General features: G+C 69.6%; 12 protein-coding genes and 1 pseudogene. All 13 read left to right on the top strand.

Annotation, left to right across the window (positions count from 1 at the left end; genetic code table 11):
* Positions 1-15 precede the first annotated feature (15 nt).
* Entirely contained in the window at positions 16-1,125 is a 1,110-nt protein-coding gene (locus VRZ77_RS01730; protein WP_414590988.1) for a C4-dicarboxylate ABC transporter, read from the top strand.
* A gap of 139 nt (positions 1,126-1,264) precedes the next feature.
* Positions 1,265-2,683 carry an NAD(P)/FAD-dependent oxidoreductase gene (locus VRZ77_RS01725; protein WP_414590987.1) on the top strand — a complete coding sequence of 473 codons (1,419 nt, stop codon included), beginning with the start codon at positions 1,265-1,267 and terminating at the stop codon, positions 2,681-2,683.
* Positions 2,680-3,906 (top strand): NAD(P)/FAD-dependent oxidoreductase, encoded by a 1,227-nt coding sequence (locus VRZ77_RS01720; protein ID WP_414590986.1) that lies wholly within the window; start codon positions 2,680-2,682, stop codon positions 3,904-3,906. Before VRZ77_RS01725 ends, VRZ77_RS01720 begins: the two co-directional genes overlap by 4 nt.
* Positions 3,906-5,300, top strand: a complete 1,395-nt coding sequence (locus tag VRZ77_RS01715; RefSeq protein ID WP_414591101.1) for an FGGY family carbohydrate kinase — start codon at positions 3,906-3,908, stop codon at positions 5,298-5,300. The genes VRZ77_RS01720 and VRZ77_RS01715 overlap by 1 nt, the downstream gene beginning before the upstream one ends.
* Positions 5,301-5,584: 284 nt before the next feature.
* Positions 5,585-5,788: pseudogene (locus VRZ77_RS01710) on the top strand (chemotaxis protein CheW); the annotation flags it as partial.
* A 98-nt stretch (positions 5,789-5,886) separates the two neighbouring features.
* Positions 5,887-6,078 (top strand): hypothetical protein, encoded by a 192-nt coding sequence (locus VRZ77_RS01705; protein WP_414590985.1) that lies wholly within the window; start codon positions 5,887-5,889, stop codon positions 6,076-6,078.
* The gene (locus VRZ77_RS01700) at positions 6,078-7,526 is read left to right on the top strand and encodes a CheR family methyltransferase (protein ID WP_414590984.1); all 1,449 of its coding nucleotides are present in this window, start codon (positions 6,078-6,080) and stop codon (positions 7,524-7,526) included. Before VRZ77_RS01705 ends, VRZ77_RS01700 begins: the two co-directional genes overlap by 1 nt.
* Positions 7,519-8,133 carry a chemotaxis protein CheW gene (locus VRZ77_RS01695; protein ID WP_414590983.1) on the top strand — a complete coding sequence of 205 codons (615 nt, stop codon included), beginning with the start codon at positions 7,519-7,521 and terminating at the stop codon, positions 8,131-8,133. Before VRZ77_RS01700 ends, VRZ77_RS01695 begins: the two co-directional genes overlap by 8 nt.
* 32 nt (positions 8,134-8,165) lie before the next feature.
* On the top strand, positions 8,166-10,259 hold the full coding sequence (locus VRZ77_RS01690; protein WP_414590982.1) for a methyl-accepting chemotaxis protein: 2,094 nt from the start codon (positions 8,166-8,168) through the stop codon (positions 10,257-10,259).
* A 14-nt stretch (positions 10,260-10,273) separates the two neighbouring features.
* Positions 10,274-12,361: a response regulator gene (locus VRZ77_RS01685; RefSeq protein ID WP_414590981.1), complete on the top strand. Its 2,088-nt coding sequence runs from the start codon at positions 10,274-10,276 to the stop codon at positions 12,359-12,361.
* On the top strand, positions 12,358-13,434 hold the full coding sequence (gene cheB / locus VRZ77_RS01680; protein ID WP_414590980.1) for a chemotaxis-specific protein-glutamate methyltransferase CheB: 1,077 nt from the start codon (positions 12,358-12,360) through the stop codon (positions 13,432-13,434). The genes VRZ77_RS01685 and cheB overlap by 4 nt, the downstream gene beginning before the upstream one ends.
* Complete coding sequence (locus VRZ77_RS01675) at positions 13,431-15,980, top strand: response regulator (protein WP_414590979.1); 2,550 nt, start codon at positions 13,431-13,433, stop codon at positions 15,978-15,980. The genes cheB and VRZ77_RS01675 overlap by 4 nt, the downstream gene beginning before the upstream one ends.
* Positions 15,973-17,169 (top strand): EAL domain-containing protein, encoded by a 1,197-nt coding sequence (locus VRZ77_RS01670; RefSeq protein ID WP_414590978.1) that lies wholly within the window; start codon positions 15,973-15,975, stop codon positions 17,167-17,169. The genes VRZ77_RS01675 and VRZ77_RS01670 overlap by 8 nt, the downstream gene beginning before the upstream one ends.
* Positions 17,170-17,179: the final 10 nt, after the last annotated feature.

Below are 17,179 nucleotides of genomic sequence, written 5' to 3'. Positions count from 1 at the left end.
CCAGAGGAGAGACCAATGACCGATACCAAGAAGCCGGTTCCGAAAAAGGTGGATCCCGCCGCCGACAAGATCCTCGCCACTCGCCGTAACTTCCTGAGCAAGGCGGGCCTCGGCGCGGGCGCGGCGCTGGCGAGCACCACGCTCGCTGCCCCGGCGGTGATCGCGCAGGCCGGCCCGATCAAGTGGCGGCTCCAGACCTATTCCGGCGCCCCGCTCGGCGCCCATGTCATCAAGCCGCAGATCGACGCCTTCAACGCCGCCGCCAATGGCGAGATGGTGATCGAGCTCTATTACGCCGACCAGCTCGTCCCGACCTCCGACCTGTTCCGCGCGCTCCAGTCCGGCACGCTCGACGCGGTGCAGTCGGACGAGGCGACCATGGCCTCCCCGGTCGACATCGCGGTGTTCGGCGGCTACTTCCCGTTCGCGACCCGCTACAGCCTCGATGTGCCGGCGCTGTTCCGCTATTACGGCCTCAAGGAAATCTGGGAAGAAGCCTATAAGGACGTGCCGAACGTCACCTGGCTCTCCACCGGCGCCTGGGACCCGCTGCACATCTTCACCGTCAACAAGCCGATCAAGAGCCTTGCCGACATGAACGGCCTGCGCGTGTTCGGCGTGCCGACCGCCGGCAAGTTCCTCTCGAAGTACGGCCTCGTGCCGGTGACGATCCCGTGGGACAACGTGGAAGTGGCACTGCAGACCGGCGAACTCGACGGCGTCGCCTGGTGCGGCTTCACCGAGGCCTATGAGGTCGGCTGGGCGGATGTGTGCAACTACGCGCTCTCCAACTCGGTCACCGGCGCGTGGTTCGGCAGCTACTTCGCCAATTCGCCGAGCTGGGCCAAGGTGCCGCCGCACCTCAAGGAACTGTTCCTGATGAGCATCGACCAGTCGCATTATTACCGCGACGTCTGGTACTGGGGCGGCGAGGCCAAGCTGCGCGTCGAAGGCCAGAAGATGGAGCTGACCCAGCTTCCCCCCGAGGAGTGGACGAAGGTGGTCGCCGATTCCAAGGGCTTCTGGGATGAGGTCGCCGCCTCCAGCCCGCGCGCCGGCCGCGTGGTCGAAGCCTTCAAGAAATACGACGAGACCATGCAGAAGGCCGGCTACCCCTATCGCTGAGCCCTGCCCTCCGGCATCCGGCCTCGCCACTTCACGGCGGCGGGGCCATTCCTGAAGGTCCGGCCGCGCGCCGGGCCCGAGCCCTGTGCCGTGGCCGGTACGCCGGCCGCGTGAGACGACCAATGGAAAGGAGCGATCGATGCTCCACGCACCTGCCCCCGATAGCCGAGACCTGTTCGACGTCGCCGTGATCGGCGCGGGCGTGGTCGGCTGCGCGGTCGCGCGCCGCTTCGCGCTGGCCGGGGCGAAGGTCGCGGTGATCGAGAAGGGCAGCGACCTGCTGTCCGGCGCTTCCAAGGCCAACAGCGCCATCCTCCATACCGGCTTCGATGCACCGCCCGGCAGCCTGGAGCTGGAGCTGATCAAGGCCGGCCGTGCCGAATATCTCGACATCCATGCCGGCCTCGGCCTGTCGCTGGTGGAAACCGGCGCGCTGGTCTGTGCATGGAACGATCTGGAAGCGGGCAAGCTTGAGGACATCGCCGCGCAGGGCCGCGCGAACGGCATCGCCGAACTGCGGCTCGTCTCCGGCGCGGAAGCCCGCCGCTCCATGCCGGGCCTGTCCGGCCAGCTCGTCGCCGCCATCGAGGTGATGGGCGAGCACATCATCGACCCGTGGTCGGCCCCCCTCGCCTATCTCACCCAGGCGGTGGCGCTCGGCGCGGTCTTCGCGCGCGACACCGAGGTGCTGGCAGGCCGCTTCGATGGCGACTGGACGCTGGCCACCACGAGAGGCGACATTCGCGCCCGCGCCGTGGTCAACGCCGCCGGGCTCTATGGGGATCTCGTCGATGAGCGGCTCGGCTTCGCGCCGGAATTCACGATCCGCCCGCGCAAGGGCCAGTTCGTGGTGCTCGACAAGGCGGCCTGTCCCCACGTCCCGCGCATCGTGCTGCCGGTACCGACCGAGATCACCAAGGGCGTGGTGGTCTGCCCCACCGCCTTCGGCAACGTGCTGGTCGGCCCCACAGCCGAGGAACAGGACGACCGGGTGCGGGCGACGGTGGAGACCGACACGCTGAAGGCGCTGCTCGCGCGCGGCGCCGAGATCGTGCCGGCGCTGGCCGGCATTCCGGTCACCGCGGTCTATGCCGGGCTGCGGCCGGCGAGCGACAGCAAGGCCTACCGCATCTTTGCGCGACCCGAGATGCGCGCCATCACGCTCGGCGGCATCCGCTCCACCGGGCTTTCCGCCGCGCTCGGGCTCGCCCAGCACGCGCTCAAGCTCCATGCCGGCTTCGGCCTGCCCGCCACCCCGGCGCCCGAGGCTCCGCGCCTCGCCATGCCGAACCTCACCGAGACCCGCGAGCGCGACTGGCAGCGCCCGGACCATGGCGAGATCGTCTGCCATTGCGAACTGGTGACCCGCCGCGAGATCGAGGCCGCGCTTGAGAGCCCCATTCCGCCCGGCGATTTCGGCGGGTTGAAGCGGCGCACCCGCGCCGGCATGGGCCGCTGCCAGGGCTTCTACTGCAACGCCCGCCTCGCCGACATGACGCGCGGGCGGCTCAGCGAGCCGCTCGCCGTCAACGGGATCGAGGAGCCCGAGGACGCATGAGCACGCGCGCGGACGTGATCATCATCGGCGGCGGGCCGTCCGGGGTTGCGGCGGCGGTGGAGTTGCGCAGGCAGGGCGTCGCCCGCGTCGTGCTGCTGGAGCGCGAACCGCATCTGGGCGGAGCGACCCGCCATTGCAGCCACTCGCCCTTCGGCATGCGCGAATTCGGCCGGGTCTATCTCGGCGCCGCCTATGGAAGGCGGCTCGCACGCGAGGCCGAGGCGGCTGGGGTCGAGCTGAGATTAGGCCATTCGGTCACGCAGATCGGGGCGGATGGCGAGATCGCGGTAACCTCCGCGCATGGCATCGAGATGCTGAGCGCCCGGCGCGTGCTCATCGCCACCGGCGCGCGCGAGATGCCGCGCTCGGCCCGGCTGATTTCCGGCGACCGCCCGCTGGGCGTCGTCACCACCGGCACGCTGCAATCCTATGTCGCCTTCCACGGCCTGATGCCGTTCCAACGGCCGCTGATCGTCGGTTCGGAGCTGGTGAGCCTGTCGGCCGTCTTCACCTGCCTGACCCATGGCGCCCGGCCGGTCGCGATGATCGAGAGCGCGCCCGCCCCGCTCGCCCGCGCCCCGTTCAGCTGGTTCCCGGCCCTCGTCGGCGTGCCGTTCCATCGCGGGGCGGAGATCGTGGATATTCGCGGCGTCCGGCGCGTCGAGGAGGTCAGCTTCCGCCGCGCCGATAGCGGGGTCGAGACCGTGGCCTGCGACGGGGTGCTGCTCACCGGGCGCTTCGTGCCGGAATCCGCGCTGTGCCGACAGTCCGAAGTGGGTGTCGATGCCGGCAGCGGCGGCCCGGCCATCGATCAGGACGGGCGCTGCGCCAACCCGTTGTTCTTCGCCAGCGGCAATGTGCTGCGCGCGGTGGAGACCGGCGGCTGGGCGTTCCGCGAGGGGCGTGCGGTCGGCCGCACCATCGCGCGGGACCTCGCCCGCGACACGCCGGCGCGCGCGGCGGTGCCGGTCGGCTTCGATCCGCCGGTCAAGCTCGCCGTGCCGAGCCTGCTGCGCCGGCCGTTGGATGGCCCGCCGGCCTTCCCTGATTTTCAGCTGCGCTTCACCCGGCACGCGACGGGCCGGCTAACGCTGGAACTCGACGGCCGCGCGGTCTGGGAAAAGCGTGGGGACTGGCGGCCGGAGCGGCGTATCCTGGTGCCGATCCCGTCCGCCGCCTTTGACGCGGAACAGATCCATTTCCGCTTCCGCGAGGGCGAATGATGCGCGTCGCCGCCATCGATCAGGGCACGACCTCGACCCGCTGCCTCGTCGTCGAGAGCGGCGGCGAGGCGCGCGTCGTCGCCAGCCGGCGCCATGAGCAGCATCACCCCGCACCGGGGCGGGTGGAGCACGCCCCGGAGGAGCTTCTCGCCAATATCCGCGCCGTGCTGGCCGAGGCTGGCCCGGTCGACGCCATCGCCATCGCCAATCAGGGCGAGAGTTGCCTCGCCTGGGACGCGGAGACTGGGGAAGCGCTGTCGCCGGTCATCGTGTGGCAGGATGCGCGCACTGCCGGCTCGCTCGCCGCGCTCGGGCCGGCGGCGGAAGCGCGCTCGAAGGCGATCTGCGGCCTGCCGCTGGACCCGTATTTCTCCGCCAGCAAGCTGGCCTGGACGCTGCGCAACCTGCCGCTAGCGGCGCAGACGCTGAGGGCCGGGCGGCTGCGGCTCGGCACCACCGACGCCTTCTTCCTCGACCGGCTCACCGGCGAATTCCGCACCGATATCGCCACCGCCTCGCGCACCGGGCTGCTCGACCTCGCCACCGGCCGCTGGAGCGCGGAGCTGTGCGCGCTGCACGGCGTGCCGCTGGAGTGCCTGCCGGAAATCGCGGCGGTGGACGCCGGCTTCGGCTTCATCGACGGCATCCCGGTCAAGGCCTCGATCGTCGACCAGCAGGCCGCGCTCTACGGCCATGGCTGCCGCAAGCCCGGCGACACCAAGATCACCTTCGGCACCGGTGCCTTCCTGCTGGCGGTGGCCAATGAGGCGGCCGGCGGCGGCTCCGGCCTGCTGCCGACCATCGGCTGGCGGCGCGAGGGCGAGGCGCCGGCCTTCGCGGTCGAAGGCGGGGTCTATGATGCCGGCGCCGCGCTGGAATGGCTGCGCCGGCTCGGCCTGTTCGCCACCGATGACGAACTCGACGGCTTCGAGGGCCCCTCGGCGCTCAGGCGCGGCCTCGTCTTCGTGCCGGCGCTGTCCGGCCTTGCCGCGCCCTATTGGGACCGGCAGGCGGCGCCGCTGTTCATCGGCATGGACGCCGCGACCGGCCGCGCCGACATGGTGCGTGCCGCGCTGGAGGGCATCGCCCTGCTTACGGTGCGCCTCATCGACGACGCGGCCGCGATCGTCGGCCCGATCGAGGAGATCGCCATCGATGGCGGGCTGTCGCAGAGCCGCTATTTCGCGCAGTTCCTCGCCAATGCCAGCGGTCGCGTGGTGAAGGTGCCGACCCTGCACGAGATGACCGCGCTTGGCCTCGCCGAGTTCTGCGGCGCCGAGGTCGAGGCGATCCGTGCCGCCGCGACCCGCTTCACGCCGGACGGCTCGGTCAGCGCGGCCGATCAGGCACGTTTCTCAGCCGCCGTCGAGAAAAGCCGGGGCTGGCGCGGCTAGCCCCGCTCACAGGCCACACGGCCAACGCGCCGGAACGTCACCTCGCATTACCTGCGGTGCCGATCGCCCGCCAACGCATCAATAACCTTAGGGAGGGTGACAGCTTGTCGCACCCCGGGATTGATCCTATCATGACAGGCGATCGAAATTTCCTTTTGATGGCATCCCCTTGGGCCAAAAACGTTTGACATTGTGAGTAAACCGGTACGATATTCGTACCATTCGGTTCGCCGCTCGGGCTCGGGGAATGTATCGTTCACCCGAAGCCGTATAACGGTCGTCAGATGATACAATCGGCACGACATCAACATATGGTCGTTGCCCGTTGCTTCGGCTGGCGGCTCTGCTTTCCTCTCTTTGTTCTGAGGAAAGTCGTGGCAACACCTTGGATAACGCCTTTGCCTGCTGCACCCGCGCCCGTCGTGGGGCTCATCAATCTTCACGGAGCGCCGCTGGTCGTGCTCGACTTGGCCCGGCGAGAGACCGCCCCCCATCGGCAGCCCGGGGTCGAACCCGGGTCGCCGTCATCGAAACTACCCGGCGCCCGCTCGGGCTGCTGTGCGATACAATCGAAGGGGTCGTCGATATGTCCGGCACGACGTGGCAATCCCTGCGTGAACTGGTGCCGGGCCTCGATTACCTCGCCACCGGACAGCCCGGCGAAAGTGACCTTCTGGTCATGCGCGATCCCGACCTCTGGCTCTCCGCCGCGCAGGATATCGACCTTCAAGCGGCACTGGAGCGCCACGCCTCCGGCGCGCCAGCGCCGGCGTCCTGATGAGCGCGATTCAGCCATTCCGCTTCCTGCATCCTCCGGTCCCCCGGGGGGACGATCTCGACTGGACGCTGCCTTTCCGCGCGCTCATTTCCCGGCGGCTCGGCCTTGCCCTTCCGGCACGCTACGAACGCGCCTTGGTCCGCGCTCTCGACAGCGCCGGCGCGGTCAGTGGCCTGTGCGATCCCGAGGCACTGCTGCTCCGTCTCACGGAGGAGCCCTGGACGTCTCCCCTCTGGCAGGCAGCGATCGGCGCGATCACCATCCGGGAGACCTCGTTCTTCCGCCAGACCGGCTGGTGGCACTGCCTCGCACGCTCGGCGCTGACGCCGCTGATCGAGGCGCGGCGGAACGACGGCACCCGCACCCTGCGCTGCCTCAGCATCGGCTGCTCCTCGGGCGACGAGCCCTATTCGCTCGCCATCACGCTGGACCGCCTGCTGCGCGACGAGCCGGGCTGGAGCGTCGAAATCGTGGGGCTCGACCTGTCGGAGGCGGCGCTGGCGGAGGCGGCGGCCGGCATTTTCGACCAGCGCGCGGTGCGTGAGGTCAGCGCGCTCGACCGCGAGCGCTGGTTCCGCCCGCTCCCGGACGGGCGCTTCGAACTGGCGGAACCGCTGCGGCGGCGCGTCAGCTTCCGGCTGTTCAACCTTGCTGAAGCCGCGCAGGAGCCTCAGCGCGTCGCGGTCGGCCCGGCGGATCTGGTGATCTGCCGCAACCTGATCATTCATATGGAAGCCGAGCGCCAGCCCGGCATCGCGCGCTATTTGGCGGCGCAGCTGCGGCGCGGCGGCTTCCTCGCGGTCGCCCCGGTCGAGGCGACGCCTGCGTGGTTCGCCCCGCTGCATTTCCACGCCGCGCAGCAGGCCATCCTGTTCGAGAAGCCGCGCGACACCCGCCGCGCCGCGGCGCGCGAGACGGCGCCGGAGCGGGTGCGTCGGGCAGCCGGCCCGCCGGCCCCGAGCCCGGCCGAGCCGTCCGTCGCGTCACCGCCCCCGATGCGCCCGGCCGTGATGTCCGCACCGCGCGCCCGACGCCGCGAGACCGACCCGCTCGGCCACGCCCGCCGCCTCGCCGATAGCGGCCTGTTCCTCGAAGCGCGCCGGCTGTGCGAGCAGATTCTCGACGGCCGCGAGGAATCCCATTTGCTGATGGCGCTGGTGTGCCAGTCGCTCGGCGACCTGCCCTGCGCGCAGGAGGCGGCGCAGCGCGCGCTCGCCGCCGCGCCCCGCTCGCCGGCCGCCCATTACGTCATGGCCATCATCTACCTGCGCGCCGGCCGGGCGCAGGAAGCGCGCCGCTCGCTACGCGACGCCGTGCGGCTGCTGGAAGGCGAAGACGCGGCTGCCGACGGGCGTCTCGGCATCGAGGCGAGCGACATCCGGCTCGCGGCCCGACGGCTCGGCCTCGATGCCGCGCCGTCTGCGCACCATGGAGTGCCCCATGGCTGACCCGGACAACAATGGCGCGCCCCGTGCCGGCGGCGCGCTGGACTGGACCGAGCTGCTGGCCCGGTTCGAGCGCCTCTCGCAGGAGCGGGACGAGAAAGCGGCCCTCGCCTTGCTCGACCGCCGCACCCGCGAGCTGGCTGAGCCGGAAGCCGGCGAAGCCGCCGCCGCACAGGTGGAGATGATCGCCTTCGGGCGCGGGGATTGGCGCTATGCCGTGCCGGTCGAGCACGCGCAGGCCGTAGCCCCGCTGCGCCATGTGCTCACCCTGCCCGGCGTCGACGAGCTGCATGTCGGCGTCATGGCTCATGACGGGCTGCTCTACGCCATCGTCGACCCGGCGGCGCTGTGCGAGCACGGCGTGGCGGCGGGCTCGGCACCGGCCTTCGCCATTCTGCTGCGCCACGCCACCCAGTCGATCGGCCTTGCCGCCGATGCCGTGTTCGGGGTGATGCGCGTCGACGCTGCCCTGCTGAACCGCACCGCGCCGCACTATGCCCTCGTCGCCGCCATCCTTCCTGGCGGCGAACATGTCCTGTCTCCCGACGACATCGGACGCAATGTCCGCCTCGTCGTCGACCACCGCCAGCACGATGGCACGCTCAACTAGCCCCCGGGTTCCGCTCTGAGTTGGAAACGACCATGCGTATCAATCGCCTTGTCATTGTCGGCGGAATTCTCGCGGCTCTGGTGCCCACGATCCTGCTGGGCCTCGGCTTCACGCTGAAGATGCGGAGTTGGCTGATCGACACCACCATCCGCCAACAGGAAGCGTTTGTCGCCGAAGCCTCGATCTATATCGACCGCGTGCTGACCGACCACGCCAATGCGCTCGACTTCGCCGCCTCGCAGATTGCCGGCGGCACCGCCGGGCTCGCCGACTCCTCTCCAATGCTCAGGGCGCTGAAGACCAGTTTCCCGTTGTTCGACCGCGTCCTTCTCGCCAACCTGGAGGGCATCGTGGAGGCGGCCGAGCCCAACCAGGCTGAGAACGGTCAGAGCCCGCTCGGCATCAATATCAGCGACCGCGGCTATTTCCGCGAGGCGCTGCGCGCCAGCAAGGCCGTGATCGATCCGGCGGTGTTCATCGGCCGCACCTCCGGCCTGCCATTGATGGCGATCGCGGCGCCGGTGAAGGCGGCCGACGGCCGTGTGACCGGCGTGGTGTTCGCCACCATCCAGCTCGGGGCGGTGACGGAACTCACGAGCCGTCTCAATCTCGGGCGAACCGGTCACGCCGTCATTGCCGCCCGCGACGGCAAGACGGTGGCCCACCCGCAGGAGGACTTCGTCCACAAGCAGTTCAGCTTCGTTGGCCTGCCGATCTGGCAGCATCTGGCGCGGGGGCCGTCCGGGACGATCGAGAATTACGCCGACGAAGCCGGGGCGGCACGCTTCGCCGCTTTCTCGACCATCCCGGCCACCGGCTGGCGGATATGGATGAGCCAGACCCACGGCGAGATCAATGAGGTCTTCACCCAACGGCTGCTCGAAGCCGCGATCTGGCCGCTGGTCTCCCTCCTCGGCGGCGCGATCCTCGCCTTCCTGCTGGCGCGCGTCATCGCGGCCCCGATCACCCGCCTGCAGGAGACCGCCGACGCGATCGCCGGTGGCGACCTCGACCGCCGCGCGCCCGAGGCGGGGCCGGCCGAGGTCGCCCGGCTCGCCGGCGCGGTCAACGCCATGGCGCAGGCGCTCCAGCACCGCATCGAGCGCGAGCGCGCCGCCCGGGCGTCGATCGAGGCCACCGTCAACGAATATGGACGCTATGCCGAGCGCGTGGCCGGCGGCGATTTCACCGAGCGGCTGGAAGTCGGCAATGCCGGCGATCTCGAACGGCTCGGCCATGCCCTTAACTCGATGTCGGGCTCGCTGGCCCTGCTGATCGGCGAAATCCGTCAGGCCACGAACCAGCTTGGCTCGGCCTCGGCCGAAATCCTCGCGGCAACCACCCAGCAGGCGGCCGCCACCGCCGAGGAAGCCGCCGCCGTCCAGCAGATGGCGTCCTCGGTCCATGAGCTGCGGCAGGCGGGCGACGCCATGGCGAACCGCACCCAGACCCTGCTCGAAGTCGCCCAGAAGACCGAGACCGTGGCGGAGACCGGCCTGCAATCGGTCGAGGACACGGTGCGCATGGTGGAGGATGGTCGCCAGCGGCTGGAAACGCTTGCCGAGCGCGTCATCGGCTTCAGCGAGCGCACCCACGAGATTGCCGAGCTCAACGCCACAGTGGGGGAGCTGGCCGAGAAATCGAACCTGCTGGCGGTCAATGCCAGCATCGAGGCCGCCAAGGCCGGCGAGGCCGGGCGTGGTTTCGCCGTGGTGGCGAGCGAGGTGAAGGAACTCGCTGACCAGTCCAAGACCGCCTCCGCGCAGGTGCGCCGCATCATCTCGGAAATCCAGCGCTCCGCCCAGGCCGCCGTCATCGCCGCCGAGCAATATGCCCGCTCGGCCGACGCCAGCGTCGCGACCTCGCGCCAGTCCGGCGCCGCGATCTCCATGCTCTCCAGCCGGGTGACCGAAGCCTCGCAGACCGCCCGCCAGAACCTGATGGCGGCCGAACAGCAGCAGGCGAGCATCGAGCAGATCGCGCTGGCGGTCGACAACATCGAATCCTCCTCGGCCCAGACCGTGGCCGCGACCGGACAGGTGGAGCAATCCGCGCGGAGCCTCCACGATCTGGCCCGCTCGCTTGACGCGATCGTCGGCCGCATATCGCTCCGCCAGGGTTCATAGGAGCGGCTGCCACCATGCCCTCATCCTCCAAGGACGCGCTGCGGGCCAGGCTGCTGGCCATCTTCCGCGAGGAGGCCGCGGACCATCTGCGCGTCATCGGCGCGGAAATGGCGACGCTGGAGCGCGGCGCGCTGGAGCCGGTGGACCTGCGGGCGGTGCTCGACCGCCTGTTCCGCGTCGCCCATACGCTGAAGGGCGCCGCCCGCTCGCTGTCGGTCCGCACGGTCGAGCAGCTGTGCCACGAGATGGAGGATGTCTGCAGCGCCGGACGCGGCCGCGAGAGCCTTGAGCCCGGCGAGTTGGTCGCCCTGCGCGATCTCGCCCGCGAGCTTGCCGAGGCGACCGAGCGGGCGATCGCGGCTCCGGCCGCCATGGCGCCGGCGCCGGAACCTTCAGCTCCGCCACCCGAAGCCGCCGCGCCGAGCTTCGTGCGTCTGGAATCCGGCCAGCTCCGGCGGCTGGGGGTGAAGGCCGAGGAACTCACCGCCCCGCGCCTCGCCGCGCGGGCGCGGCTCGACCAGGCGCGCGAGATCATCGCCGGGCTCGGCGCGCTCAGGGTCGAGAACCGGATCGCCGAAGGCTCCCCCCTCGCGCGCGGGCTGCGCGATATCGAGCAGTCGGTGCGCCGGCTGCTGTCCGGCCTTGCCGAGGACAGCCGCCTGCTGAACGCCACCACCGAAGACCTCGCCCACGAGCTGCGCCAGACCCGCATGATGCGGGTGGGCGAGATGCTCGCCGTGTTTCCCGACATGATCGCCGATCTGGCCGCCGAGGTCGGCAAATCGATCCGCTGGCGCAGCACCGGCACCGACCTGCTGATCGACCGCGACATCGCCGAGATGATGAAGGACCCGCTGATCCAGATGGTGCGCAATGCCATCGATCACGGCATCGAGCCGGCCGAGGAGCGCAGGCGCGCCGGCAAGCCGCCGCAGGGCACGATTTCGCTGACGGTCGAACCAGCCGAGGGCGGGCGGGTCGCCATAGAGCTGCGCGACGACGGCGGCGGCGTCGATGTGCCGGCGCTGCGGGAGGCGGCGGTGCGCAACCGCATCGCGTCCCGCGAGCAGGTGGCCAGCCTGACAGACATGGCCGTCATCGAGATGGCGTTCGAACCCAGCGTGTCGACCCGCAGCGTCATCAGCGCCGTTTCCGGCCGCGGCCTCGGCCTCGCCATCGTGCGCGAGCGCATGGACCGGATTGGCGGCGCAGTGTTCATCTCGTCCGAACAGGGACAAGGCACCACCCTGCATATGGAGGTGCCGGCCGCGCTGGCCAATTTCCACGGCATCGGCGCCTGGGCCGGGGGCCGGCTGGTGATCTGGCCGCGCACCGCCGTGGAGCGGACTATCGCCCTGTCCGAGGCGGCGTGCGAGACCGCGCTCGCCAACGGCATGCTGGCCTTCGACGACACGATCCTGCCCATCGCCGAACTCGGCCAGATTCTCGGCCGCGGCACGGCGCCGCCGGCCGCGCGCGACAACGCGATCCGCACCGTGCTGGTGATCCGCCACGGCCAGCGCCGCGGCGCCGTGGTGGTCGAAGAGGCCACTGGCCAGTGCGAGGTCATCGTCAAGGAGCTGCGCCCGCCGCTGCTGCGCGTGCGCTACGCGCTCGCCGCCGGGCTGCTCGGCAACGGCCAGCTCGGTCTCATCCTGCGCACCGCCGACATACTCGACGCGCTCCATGCCCGCAGCCATCGCTCCAGCACGCCGGCGAAGCCACCGGTCCGCCGGCGGGCGCCGAGGCTGCTGGTCGTGGACGATTCAATCACCACGCGCGCGATGGAGGTCGGCCTTCTGGAGGCCGCCGGCTATGAGGTGACCGCCGCCTCCGACGGGCTCCAGGCCTGGTCGGCCTTGCAGGCCGGCGACTTCGACGCCGTCATCTCCGATGTCGACATGCCGAACATGGACGGTTTCGAGCTCACCGCGAAGGTGCGGTCCGATCCCAGGTTTGTACAATTACCGATTGTTCTGGTGACCGCCCTCGAAGATCGTGAGGACCACGAGCGCGGACTGAGGCTGGGCGCCAACGCCTATATGATGAAGTCCGCCTTCGATCAGTCCATGCTCATCGACCTCGTGAGGCGGGTGCTATGAACGGGGCGCGCGAAATACGGGTTCTGCTGGTCGAGGATTCGCGCTCCCAGCGGGAAACGCTGGCCTGGGTGATCGGCACGTCGCGCCGGCTCAAACTGGTGGGCGAGGCCGAGAATGGCGCGCGCGCCGTCGAGATGACCGCGAGCCTCGCGCCGGACATCATCCTGATGGACTGCCACATGCCGGTCATGGACGGCATCGCCGCGACGCGCGAGATCATGACGCGCCACCCCACGCCGATCATCATGACCAGCGCCACCAGCGACACCGGCGACATTCATCCCGGACTGGAGGCGCTCAGGCTCGGTGCGCTCGCCATCGTGCCGAAGCCGCTCGACCCGACCGACGCCAGTTTCGACCGCACCGCGGCCGAGCTGTGCCTCACGCTGGAAATGCTGGCCGACGTCAAGGTGCGCCGCGCGCCGCCCATCGTACCGGAGCCCCCTGCCCTCGCCCCGGCGCGCGAGGCCCCGATGCCCGGCCGGCCGCGCAAGGACATCCGCATCATCGCCATCGGCGCCTCGACCGGCGGACCGCCGGTGGTGATGCAGATCCTGCGCCTGTGTGCCGCCGATCTGGTGGTGCCGGTCATCGTGGCACAGCACATGTGCGCGGGCTTCATCTCCGGCTTCGCCAGCTGGCTCGACCGCGGCGCCGGCATCCCGGTGGAAGTGGCGCGGGACGGCGGTACCGCGATGCCCGGCCGCGTCTATGTCGCCCCGGAAGGCGGCCATCTCGCGATCGACAGCACCGGACGCTTCCGCGTCGAGGACGGAGCGCCGGAGAACGGCTTCCGACCCTCGATCTCCCATCTCTTCCGCTCGGTGGCCGATTCCTATGGCCCCCATGCGCTCGGCGTACTGCTGACCGGCATGGGCCAGGACGGCGCCGACGGGCTGTTATCCATCGTGCATCGTGGAGGCACCAGCGTCGTGCAGGACAGGGAAAGCTCCGTGGTTTTCGGCATGCCGAACGCGGCGATCCAGAGAGGGGCCGCCCAGCGCATCCTGCCTCCGAAGGGCATCGCCCGGTTCATTGTCGGACAGATGGCGACGAGGGGCCTCCACACATGAACCAGCCATTGTCGTTCGACCACCAGGTTCCGAGCATTCTGATCGCCGAGGACAGCCCGACCCAGGCCGAGCAGATCGTCCAGTTCCTGACGCAGCAGGGCTTCGCCGTGCACGCCGCGCGCAATGGCGAGGAGGCCTACAATCTCGCCGCCACGCTGATCCCCGACATCATCATCAGCGACATCGTGATGCCCGGCATCGACGGCTACGAATTGTGCCGGCGCATCAAGAACACGACGGGGCTGGAGAACACGCCGGTCATTCTCGTCACCGCGCTGTCCCAGCCGCAGGACGTGCTCGCCGGGCTGGAGGCCGGGGCCGACAATTTCATCATCAAGCCCTATGACGAACAGGTCCTCACCGCCCGCATCACCTATCTCCTGCGCAACCGCGGCCTGCGCCACGCCGAGCGCTCGCAGGAACAGCTGGAGGTCGAGTTCGGCGGCGAGCGCCACCAGATCACCGCGCGCAAGCAGCAGATCCTCGATTTGCTGATCTCGACCTATGCCCAGGCGGTCCACCTGTTCAGCGCACTGGATCAGGGGCGGCAGGAGCTCTCGCAATCCTATGAGGCGCTCCAGGCGCTCTACGAGATGAGCGACGGGCTCAACCGCTGCCGCACCCCGGCCGATGTCGCGACCACCGCCGTGACGTGCGGCCTCGCCATGCCGGGGGTGCGCAATGCCTGGTTCTATCTCAATACCGGGAACGCCCTGCATCTGGCGGCCGAGCGCCATGGGGCGCGCGCGGCGCAGGCCGATCCGTTCCCGCCCTCGCTGGTGCGCGACCCCCACGCCCTCGCGCCGGTGGACGAGGCCGGCCTCGTTGTGCTGCGGCCCGGCATCAGCACCCAGCGCCAATATGCCAGCCTCAAGCTCCAGGTCGGCTCGCAGATTCTTGGCTATCTGAACCTTCAGGGCTCCGAGCCGACCGTCTCCGGCGAGGTGGCGCCGCACACGCTCGGCTCGATCGCCAGCCAGCTGTCGATCGCGCTGGAACGCGCGGTGCTGCATACCGAGCTCGAAGCGCAGGTGCGCAAGCGCACGCAGCTTCTGATCGAGGAAATCGAGGAGCGGCGGCAGGCGACCGAGACCATCACCGCCATCTTCAACGCCTCACCGGTGGCGCTGATGTCGCTGGATTCGCAGCTCTGCGTCTCGGCCTGGAACCGCACCGCCTCGGAGATATTCCGGCTCCCGGCCGACGCCGTGCTGGGCCGAAGCTGGTCATCGCTGTTCACCACCGCGCCGGCCGGGCTGGCCAACGCCATTTCGATCATCCAGACCGGCCGGGGAACAACGCCGGTGGAGATCGACGCCCTTCTCCACGACAGGACTCCGCGCAGCCTGCACATCGCCGGCGAGCCGCTGATCGATGTCGGCGGCGTGTTTCGCGGCGCGGTGCTGGCCATCGACGACATCACCGACATCAAGCAGGTCAAGGAGCAGTTGCATCAGGCGCAGAAGATGGAGGCGGTCGGCAATCTCACCGGCGGCATCGCCCACGACTTCAACAACCTGCTGACCACCATCATCGGCAATCTCGACCTGACCATGCTGAAGGCGACGCCCGAGCAGCGCCCCGCCCTCGACACGGCGCTGCGGGCCAGCCTGCGCGGCTCGGACCTCACCAAGAAGCTGCTCGCCTTCGCCCGCAAGCAGGCGCTGGATCCGCAGGTCGTCGACCCCGCGGACATCATCGACGAGGTGCGCCTGCTGCTGGACGGGCGGATGGAATCCCGTGTGTCGATGACACTGTCGATCGCCCCGGACGTGCCCCCGATCTATGCCGACCCGACCGAGCTTGAGACCGCGCTCATCAACCTCGCCATCAACGCCCGCGACGCGATGCCCGAGGGCGGAACGCTGGACATCCATGCCCGGTACCTGCCGGCGGGCGAGCGGCCGGCCTGCGTGGAGTTCGTGGTGCACGATTCCGGTGTCGGCATCCCTTCCGAGAAGCTGGACCGCATCTTCGAGCCATTCTTCACCACCAAGGCGCCCGGCAAGGGCACGGGTCTCGGCCTTGCCATGGTGTACGGCTTCGCCAGCCAGTCGGGCGGCTATCTCACGGTGCGCAGCGATGTCGGCGCCGGCACCACCTTCCGGCTCGGCCTGCCCGCGGTTGGCAGCGCTCCGGCCGCGCCGGTCGACCGCGCCCCGAACCCCGAGCCGCTGCGCGTCCTGCTGGTGGAGCGAGACCCGGAAATCTGCCGCGCGGTGGAGGAGGAGCTGAGCCGCGACGGCCACAGCGTCATCGTCGCGCCGGCGCCCGAGCAGGCGGAGCTGTTCGTGGCCGATAGCGGCCAGGTCGATCTGCTGATGGCCGATGTCACCCCCGAAGGACCCGCCGATGTGGACTTCGTCCTCGCCATGCTGGGCGGCGGCGCGTGCCAGCGGGCCCTGCTCCTGTCGACCGACCTTCCGGTACGAGGCACGCAAGGGCATGATCCGAACCGCTACGCCGTTCTGGTCAAGCCGTTCCGTGCCGAGGACCTGAAAGGCGCGATTGCAACGTTGTTCGGATTGGGAACACGCCATGGCTGAGCACAAGATATTCGTTCTGGACGACGAGCCGGACATCGGCCGTTATGTCGCTCAGGTCGCCGAACTCAGCGGCGTCGACAGCACTTATTTCTCCGAACCCGGCGAGTTCCTCTCGGCGGTCGAGAGCTCCCCGGAGGCCTGCGTCGCCATCGACCTGCAAATGCCGTCGATGGACGGCATCGAGGTGCTGCGCCAGCTTTCGGTGCTCCAGTTCCGGCGGCCGATCATCATCATGAGCGGCATGGACCGGAAGGTGCTGGAAGCCGCCCGCCATTTCGCCAAGGTCAACAAGCTTCCGGTCAGCGACATCGTGAGCAAGCCGGCGCGGGTCGAGGAACTGCGCCAGATCTTCCAGAAGCTCCAAGGCAGCACCTACCTCCTGCCGACCAAGAGCGAGCTCGCCGAGGCGATGAAGCGCAGGGAGTTCCAGCTCTACCTCCAGCCCAAGGTGCGGATCGTCGAGGGCCTGCGCAGCGGCGCCGACTACATTCCCATCGGCTTCGAGGGCCTGATGCGCTGGGACAGCCCGACGCGCGGGCTGGTGCCGCCCGACGTGTTCATTCCGCTGATCACCGCCGGACACCTGAACGGCGAGTTCGCCGACTACCTGTTCGACTGCGCGATGGTGACGCTGGAAGGCTGGCGGCAGGCCGGCATCGACGCCTCGCTGGCGATCAACATGTCGGCCTCCGACGTGGAGGACCTCGGCCTCGCCGACCGCCTGTGGAAGCGCTGCTTCGGCATGGGCATCGACTACGGCAAGGTGATCATCGAGGTCACCGAAAGCGCGGCGATGCGCCACCCGGAACAGGCGCTCGACGTGCTGACGCGGCTGCGGCTGCGCGGCTTCTCGCTCTCGCTCGACGATTTCGGCACCGGCTATTCCTCGCTGGTGCAGCTCCAGCGCCTGCCCTTCGGCGAGCTGAAGATCGACCGCTCGCTGATCTCCGACTGCATCGCCTCCGAACACACCCGGATCATCGTGAAGGCGATCATCGATCTCGGCCACAATCTCGGGCTCACCGTGGTGGCCGAGGGGGTCGAGGACCAGGCGACGCTAACCCTGCTGCACGAGCTGAACTGCGACCTCGCGCAGGGCTATTTCTTCGCCCGCCCGCTGCCGGCCGAGCAGGCCAATGCGTGGTGGCTGAAGCATCTGGAGGCCGGCGTGATGCCGGCCCGACCCTAGCCTCCGGCCG

Source organism: Ancylobacter sp. G4_0304 (assembly GCF_047501495.1).
GTDB lineage: Bacteria > Pseudomonadota > Alphaproteobacteria > Rhizobiales > Xanthobacteraceae > Ancylobacter.
The sequence above is the reverse complement of the archived record's forward strand: the minus strand, read 5'-3'. Positions and strand labels throughout refer to the sequence as shown.